This is a genomic window from Streptomyces muensis (assembly GCF_021474425.1).
GTDB lineage: Bacteria > Actinomycetota > Actinomycetes > Streptomycetales > Streptomycetaceae > Streptomyces > Streptomyces muensis.
Map to the genome: position 1 here is coordinate 19,481 of NZ_JAKEIP010000102.1, position 8,551 is coordinate 28,031.

Consider the following 8,551-nt stretch of genomic DNA (forward strand, 5'->3'; position numbering starts at 1 on the left):
GGCCGCCGCGCCCGGAGTCACCGGCAGTGGTCGGCCAGGGACAGCAGCAGATGGGCGGACTCCGGCCGCAGATGGTCCGAGTGGGCGCCGGCGGGGCCGGCCCCGCGGACGAAGACCTCACTGGCGTCGACGCTCACGAACCGGTGGTCGAGGGCGGAGAGCGGATACGGCTCGTGCGCCGGGAGCATCCGGATCGACGAGACCGGTACGGGCGCGGTGCCGATCCCCGCGTGCCCGATGCCGGCCCGCCGCTCGGCCCGCACGTGCCAGAAGCCGGTCGCACGGTCGCGCTGCGAGTACGTCGCGACGACCGGCCCGCGCAGGGGCGCCTCGGCGAGCGCGGTGAAGGTGGCGGCGAAGGCGTCCCGCGGGGCGGCCATCTGGAACAGCAGCATCGAGTCGACGGTGAAGGGCCGCCCGTGCGGCCGCGGTGTGCTCCAGCCCAGGGTGAGCGGCTCCTCTCCCGCCGCCCACTGCACTGCCTCGCACAGGAAGCGGCAGCCGAAGGAATGGCCGACCAGATGCAGATACTGCCCCTCCTGGTTGGCGAGCACGGGCGGGGCGGCTGGATCGGCGCGGTGGCCGTCCAGATAGCCGAGGAGCCGGCCGATGACGCGCGCCGCCTGTCCCCGCGTACTCATCGCATGGGCCCGGTCCCGGATGCGGCGGTAGCCGCGAAGGGCGGGCAGGGAGCGCGAGGGCCAGCGGATCAGGACGAGCCAGGGGAGCCAGGGGGCCAGCCGGGGGTACGGGGGTGTTCCGGGCGAGGGAGCGACGTATCGCTGCGCCGCGAGCGCGAGGAGACGGCGGGCCGCGGTGAGCGCGGAGTCCGGCTTGGTCTGCCAGCCATGGACGTACACCAGCAGGTCGGTGGCCCAGCTGGGTGGGGCGAGTTCCTCGGCGAAGTGGTCGTCGAGGCGGTCGGCGGGCACGGGACGCGGGCCGCGCGCGGTGGGTTCGAGGATCCGGCCCTCCGTGTCCAGGTCGACGGTACGTACGTCCTGGGTGCCGTACGTCGTCATACGGTGACCTCCTGGCCGCTGCCCGTGCCGTCGGCGGGGTCGGCCGCGGCCCGCTCCAGTCGGGTGTCCATGCCGTGGTGCAGGGCGTAGGTGAGGCCGAGCGGGTTGCGCAGCTCGTCGGCGAAGCGGCGGGCGACGGCGTGAGCGGCCGCGCCGGCCGTCTCCGCGCCGTGCAGATAGCGGGTCACGAACTCCAGCGCGTACTCGGCGGCGAAGAGCTGGGGAATCTCGATCTGCGGGCCGAGCACACCGCGGGCACCGGCATGGATCAGCTCGCGACCGAGGAACGCCAGGTCGCCGCCGCCCTCGGGTACTCCCGCGTGGCAGGCGTTGAGCACGACGAACGGCTGGAAGGGGCTGCCTTCGCCGAAGCGCCGCCGACGGTCCCGCACGGTCTGGGCGTCGATCGACGTCTGGTCGGTCAGCTTCAGGGCGAGACAGGCGGGTTGGGAGCCGTTCGGGACGAAGTGGCCGTGACACCAGAAGTACATCAGGTGCTCGTTCAGGGAGTCGTCCGACAGCGCCCGGACGAGTTCGGAGCGGGTCGTGCGCTCCACGAAACGGGTGCCCTTGGCGAGTACGACGGCGACGTCGGCGGCCTTGGTGCGGCCCCTGCGGTCGACGTGGACGTCGTGGTTGAGGCTGACCGAAGGGACGACCGGCGGCTCGTGCCGGCCGCCGAGCCAGGGATAGGCGCCGCCGGTCTGCTCTATCCGGTGCCGGTGGCCGAGGAAGCGGCGGAAGAGGGAGGCCGGGTCGCGGTCCTGGCCTCCGTCCGGTGGCGGGACGTCCTCCGGGCGCAGGCACACCATCGGCCACGGGATGTACAGCTCCGAGTCGAAGCGGACGCGCAGGGTGTCGTCGGCCGCCAGCGCCTGGGCGAGGTAGGCGGCGAAGTGCTGGACCCGCCGGTCCGGGCCGCCGAGCAGGGTGCCGAAGAGCAACTCGGCGCCTGCGACGGCCAGTTCGTCGAGGATCTCGTACAACTCGCCGGGCGGTCGTGTGCTCAGGTCCACCCCGGACGCGTAGGGCTGCTCGACTCCCGAGTGGTCGGGGTGGCCGTCCGGTGCGGGTGGACGGAAGTCGACGACGAGCTCCTTCCACAGCCGGCACAGCCGCGCGCCGGCCGACCGAACGTCGTCGGGGCGCACGCTCAGGTCGGCGCGGTGCTCGGTGCCGAAGAGGGACGGTACGGCGGACCCGTACAGCCGTGCCCGGATGCGGTCGCCGGACACGATGTCCAGGCAGACCGTGATGTCCGGGCTCTCGGCCCGTTCGTCCAGGGCGGTGAAGCCGCTGCTGGGGTCCTGGACGACACGGACCCGTAGTTCCTTGGTCATCTTCGTCCTACCGCTCCCGCGGAAAGGCCGCGTGGGGTGCCGCGAGGTCGGCCCCATCGGTGCCGTCCAGGATCTCCAGCTCGGTCTCGACCTGTTGGAGGACCGTGCCGGTGCGTTCCAGGGCGATGGTGAAACGGATGACGTGGACTCCCGGGCGATGTGCCGTGACGTCGAACTCGGCACCGTGCGCCTGCTGCCGGGAGGGCAGCAGGAGGGCCGTGGGGGGTTCGACGGTGGCGGGGGTGAGCGGGACGGCGACCGCGGTGAGCCAGGGGCGTTCGTCGTCGGCGGATCTCCAGGGGTGGCCCTTCTCCGGGGCCACGCGCAGGAGGAGGCGGGCCGTGGCGTGGGCGGCGGGGGAGTCGTCGAGGAGGGTGAGGCGGACGTGGCAGCGGGGGGTGGTGGGCTGCCGTCGAGCAGGGGTGACGTAGGGCGCCAGGGGCTTGCGTTCGGGCTTGTCGTCGCGGGTGGGCAGGGCCACGGTGTCGCGGGCGTGCAGTGGGATGACGGGGTGGCCCCCCTCGGTCGCGGTATGCCAGAACGCCGAGAGGTCTGCCTCGAGCGCCTCGCTGCTGTTGGCTCTCGCGACCAGGCTTCTCCAGGGGGCGGAGGACCTGAGACGTGCGGCCGGGAGGTGGTCGACGGTGTGGGCCCACATGAGGCCGCCCAGGTCGTCCAGGTTCTCGAAGAGGTTCACGGCGCCCGCCAGGAACTCGTTGGACCTTCCGAGCGCCGATCGGCGGGTTCGCAGGGCGAGTTCGAGGAGGGACCAGGCCTGCCCCGTGTCGCAGCCCGCCTCGGCGAAGGCCCGCAGGCTGCCTTCGAGTTCCCTCACCTGGTGGTCGACGTTGTTCTGTGCCAGGAGGGCCAGACGGTGCCGGGTCCAGGCCGCTCCCAACCGGTCCCCGCACCCCTCGAAGTAGTCTGCGGCCGAACGCAGCGCCACGCCGGCCTCGGTGATGCGGTCCTGTCGTACGAGGACCAGGCCCACGTGATGGCCGGTCCATCCCATGCCCCGGACGTCCTCGGCCTGTTCGTGTGCGGTCAGCGCGCGTTGGGCGGCGGCGAGGGCGGCATGGGCGTCGTCGCGTAGCAGCAGGAGACGGATCCGCTCGGTGGCCACCCAGTTCAGGCCGCGTACGTCGCCGACGTCGCGCAGCGCCTTGGCCGCCTGGGCCAGACGATGCTCCGCCTGCAGCGGGCGGTTGAGCAGCAGACAGGCGCGGGCCTGGTGCAGCAGGGCCCAGCCCCGCCCCCGGACGCAGCCGTTGCGCCGGTGCGCCTCGGCGGCCGCGTCGAGCTCGTGCGCCGCCTTCAGCGGTTGGCCCCGGTCGCACAGCGCCGCGCCGCGCACCACGGACAATCCGGCCTCGATGTGCGGCGTGGCCGTGACCCGAGCGCTGCCGACTCCGATCAGATCGCCGGCCGAGTACTGGGCTTCGCCCCGCACCAGCATGGTGGGGGTGGAGCCCCGCTGAAAGGACTCGTCGGCAAGGACTTGCTCGGCCTCCTTCAGGGCGCCCACGTCGCGGAGCAGTTGGCTCAGGCCCAGGCGTGCCCGGCCCCCCGACAGCCGGTGGACGGCGACCAGGCGGTGGGCGTCGCCGCGTACGGCCAAGAAAGCGGCCAGCGTCTCCGGGAGCGTTTCAGGGGACCGATGCCGATCGAGCAACGCCATGAACTCGTCGATGTGCGTGGGCAGATCCATCGGCGCGAGGTCGGATCTGAACCACTTGGGCCGGCCGTCCAGTGGATGCACGGCGTGCCAGGCACTGTTCAGCGCCGCCTTTCGCTGCTGCTCGACCACCTGTACGCGCAGGGAGTAGTGGTCTCCCGGCCCTATGTCGCGCTGGACCGCGTCGGCGACACATGAGGGAAGAGTCCAGAGACCCTCCCGCACCGTGCCGACCAGCTCGTACGCCCCGAGGACGCTCAGGATGCCCGGGGCGTCGTACGGCCCCCCGAAATCGGGCAGCAGGGCCTCGACGGTGCGGACGGAGAAGGGCGCGGTGTTCGGCTCCCGCAGGGCCAGGCACCGGAGAACGACGACGGCGGCGGGATCCAGTCGGCTGGTGGCGAGCTCAAGGAGGGCGTCGGGTGAGGCGATGAGGTCGTGCGGCGTGTCGTGCGGTCCGGGCGGCAGAGCGCCCGCCACCCTCAGCCAGGCCGGCAGCCCCCGTGCGGCGCGGGCCAGTCGGGCCGGATCGGGGTCCTGGGCCGGCTCGACGAGGCGTGACATGTCCTCGATCAGCCGGACGGCGTCCGGCGTGTCCAGTGGCCGCACCTCGTGGACGTGCATCCGCGGCCCACGCCACATGTCCGACCGCGAGGTGACGATCACCAGGCGAGGACCGTCGCCCCGCTGCGGCAGCAGTCCGTGCAGAAGGCGGCGCAGCGAGGGGTGCGCACCGTCTAGGACGATGACGGAGTCCCTGACGTACTTCCGGGCCTGTTCGGACAGCAGACTGGCGAACAGCAGATCCTCGCCCGCGTTCTCGGCGCGCACCGCCGCGGTGAGGATCGGCCGGCGCGGCGCCCCGTGCTCCGCCAGGAGCCGCAGCAGGATCGTCTCCTCGGTCGCGTTCCCGTCGAGGGACAACCAGTGCACCGGCCCCCGACCGAACCCGACGCGCTCCACCAGCGCCGCGGCCAGCGCCGACTTCCCCACGCCGACGGGACCGTGCAGGACCAGGACACGCGGCGACCGTTCGGCCAGGACCGCGGCGAGCTCCTCGACCTCCTGGTCCCGCCCCACGAACGGCACCGGAACCTCCGGCGGCGGTGTGGGACCGCGCAGCGCATCGATCACCGAAGCCCCCAACTCGTCGACCGTCGACCGCGGTTACCCATGTCCAAGCTGCCAGGAACCCGCTCGTCCGGCCACCGGATCGACCGATCTCACCTCGGTGAGGCCGCCACCGGCACCCCCATGACCTCCCGCGCGTGGCGGTTCGGCACCATGCCCAGCCGCCAGGCCTGCCAGCCGGCCTCCAGGTCCACGCCGCGTTCGAGCAGCAGCTGGTACGCCTCCACGTAGTCGCCCAGCTTGCCGTCCCGCAGCGCGTGCCCTCCCCGGCCCAGCTGCGCCAGTTCCTCCTGCGCCACAGCCGTCCCGACCTCGACGCCGCCCGGTGCCGCGTACGGCAGCAGGGTGCAGCGCAGGAAGCGCGCCCAGTCCTCGCCTCTGCGGTCGCCGTACGAGGCGAACAGCGCCACCGCGTCGTCGCACAGCGCCAGCGCCTGCTGGGTGCGGGCGTTGCCCGCGTCCACCACCGCGAGCTCCAGGCATGTCCACGCCTCACCGTGGGCGACCCCGATGCGCTGGAAGTTGGCGCGGGCGTCCACCAGGAGCTGGCGGGCGAAGCCGGAGTTCTTCAGGGAGCCGGTCTGGGCGGCCCGCTGGTCCCGGGTCACGCGGGCCGAGTGGTGCCGGGCGCAGGCGAGGCCGTACACGTCCTGCATACGGGAGAACATCGTGCGGGAGCGTTCCAGTTCGCGCACCGCCACGTCCAGGTTGCCGGTCTCCTCCAGGGCCTGGCCCAGGTAGTAGACGGACCAGGCCTCGCCGCGCGCGTCCTCGTTGTCGCGGTGCCGGGCGGCGGCCTGCCGCAGTGCGTCCACCGCGGCGGACGGGTCGCCGGCGACCAGGCGGGCGCGGGCCAGCTGGGTCATCGCCCAGGCCTCGCCGCGGACGTCGCGGGTGCGGCCGTACAGGTCGAGCGCCTCGCGGAGGTCCGACTCGGCGCGCGGCACGTCGCCCATGCGCAGGCTCAGCTGGCCGAGCTGGAAGTGGGCCCACGCCTCGCCGTGCACGGACTCGCAGGCGCGGTGCAGGGCCAGGGACTCGGTCAGCAGGTCCATCGCCTCCGACACTCGGCCGCGGTCCCGTTCCACCGCGGCCAGCGCGTGCATCGTCCAGGCGCGGTCCGTCGCCAGCTGGGGCGGCGACTGCAGGTCCAGCGCCTCACGGAGCTTGGCGACCGCCTCGGTGAGATTGCCCTGGTGGTGCAGGGTGATGCCGAGGGAGCACAGCGCGCGGGCCGCGCCCGCGTCGTGGTGGGCCTCCATGTAGAGGTCGACCACCGAGGTCAGGGTCGTACGGGCCTTGTCCAGCTCGCCGAGCTGGCGGGCCGCGATGCCCGTACGCCACTGCACCGAGCGCACCAGCAGCCCCTGGTCCACGGCCTGGGCCAGCTCGCTGATCTCGCCGAGGCGGTAGAGGTCGCCGCGCAGCAGGCAGTAGTCGCACAGGGCGCCCAGCAGGTTCAGCACGGCCGCCTGGTTGACGTCCTCCGTGTGCCGCAGCGCCGCCGTGATGAAGCTGGACTCGTCGTCGAGCCAGCGCAGCGCGTCGTCCAGCGAGGTGAAGCCGTGCGGGCTGAAACGGTCCGAGCGGGTCGACATGTTGCCGTCGACCAGGCGCAGCACGGACTCGGCGAGGTCGGCGTAGTTCACGATCAGCCGCTCCTGCGCCGCCGTACGCTCCACCGCCTCCTCCTCGTCGAGGAGACGGGCGTGGGCGAAGGCACGGACCAGGTCGTGCAGGCGGTAGCGGTCGCCGCGGACGTGGTCGATCAGGCCGGACCGGGACAGGGCCTCCAGATGACGGGTCGCCTCGGCCTCGTCCGTGGCCAGGAGCGCCGCCGCCGCTGCCGCGCCCAGCGAGGCGCGGCCCGCCAGGGCCAGTCTGCGCAGCAGCCGCCGGGCCGCCTCCGACTGGTCGGTGTAGCGCAGCCACAGCACCCGCTCGACCGGTTCCACCGGGCCGTACGCGCCGAGGTCCGTCGCCAGGGTGCGCGGCGACCGCGGGCCCAGCGACGAGCCCGCGATGCGCAGCGCCAGCGGCAGCCCGCCGCACAACTGCCGGATCCGGTCGGCGGATTCGGCGTCGTAGGGCGCCGAGGAGTCCGCCGCCGCCGCGCTCAGCAACTCCTCGGCGCCCGCCGCGTCCAGCGGCTCGACCGGCAGCTGGTGCACCCAGGCGGCGAGGTCGGCGGGCAGGTCGAGGGGCTCGCGGGCGGTGACCAGGACCAGGCTGTCGGAGCGCTCGGGGACGAGGGTGCGGACCTGCGCCGGGTCGGAGGCGTCGTCCAGTACGACGGTGACCGGCAGGCCCGTCAGGTGCTGGTGGTAGAGCTCGCTCAGCCGCTTGACCTGCTGGTCCGCCGAGGAACGCTCACGGAAGAGGAGCTGCTCGCGCGGGGCGCCCAGCCGGTTCAGCAGATGCAGCAGCGCGTCCCTCGTCGACAGCGGCGCCTCCTCCGTGGTGTCGCCGCGCAGATCCACCACGCACGCCCCGCGGAACTGGTCCTTCAGATCATGGGCGGCACGGATCGCCAGTGCCGTACGGCCGCCGCCGGGCGCCCCGTGCAGGACGACGACCGTCGGCTTGGTCTCCGTGCTCGCCCGCGCCGCCTGCACCCACTGCCGGATCCGGGCCAACTCCTGTCTGCGGCCCGCGAACGGGTCCATCGGCTCCGGCAGCTGACCGAACGACTGTTCCAGCACGCTCCGGCCGCGGGCCGCCGCGCTCTTGTCCGCGCCCCGCAGCCGCGGCCCGGTCTGCTTCGGGCCGGTGGACGCGCTCAGCACCCGCTGCTGGTCGAGGAACGGACGGATGCCCCGTACCTCCAGCGCCGTCAGCCACTGCAGCCGCAGCTGCTCCGGGCCGCCGGGCTGGCCGACGGCGCCCGCCCGGTGGTGCGCGGCGGGCAGATGCGTGCCGGCCACCTTCACGACCGTCGCCGCCGCGCCCACGACACCGACGGTGACGCCCGCGCCCACGGCGGTGCCCGTGCCGGTGCCGAGCGCCAGGTCGGACACCACGGCCGCGAGCGCCGCGACGCCCGCCACCATCAGCGGCGTGGCCCCGCCCTCCCGCGCGAACCGCTGCCCGAACGTCAGCCGGCCGGCCTGCGCCTCGTCCAGCGCCCGCGTGTACGCCTCGTACTCCTCGGACGCCGTCCGCGCCATGGCGTCCAGCGCGCCACGCGCCCGCGACAGCAGCACCTGCCCGTCGACCCGCCCGCCCGAGCGCCGCACTTCCTCCTCCACGGCCCGGGCCAACAGCCGCTCGGCATCGGCCCGATGGCTGTCCCGCATGTCACGTCCCCCTCCGGCGGCAACGGCGTTCCTGTCGCGTATTCACTGCTGACGCTGCCGACGAACAGCTAGACGTGGAGATCTCGG

4 protein-coding genes are annotated in these 8,551 nt (G+C 73.5%); all 4 read right to left on the reverse strand.

The genetic code is table 11. The features are described 5' to 3' along the window. Window positions 1–17: 17 nt before the first annotated feature. Complete coding sequence (locus tag L0P92_RS23320; RefSeq protein WP_234764778.1) at window positions 18–1,022, reverse strand: hypothetical protein; 1,005 nt, start codon at window positions 1,020–1,022, stop codon at window positions 18–20. Continuing rightward, window positions 1,019–2,362, reverse strand: a complete 1,344-nt coding sequence (locus L0P92_RS23325; protein ID WP_234764779.1) for a CHAT domain-containing protein — start codon at window positions 2,360–2,362, stop codon at window positions 1,019–1,021. The genes L0P92_RS23320 and L0P92_RS23325 overlap by 4 nt, the downstream gene beginning before the upstream one ends. Window positions 2,363–2,369: 7 nt before the next feature. Then, window positions 2,370–5,183, reverse strand: coding sequence for an AAA family ATPase (locus L0P92_RS23330; RefSeq protein WP_234764780.1), 2,814 nt, complete (start codon window positions 5,181–5,183; stop codon window positions 2,370–2,372). A 77-nt stretch (window positions 5,184–5,260) separates the two neighbouring features. Next, window positions 5,261–8,464, reverse strand: a complete 3,204-nt coding sequence (locus tag L0P92_RS23335; RefSeq protein ID WP_234764781.1) for a tetratricopeptide repeat protein — start codon at window positions 8,462–8,464, stop codon at window positions 5,261–5,263. Window positions 8,465–8,551 lie beyond the last annotated feature (87 nt).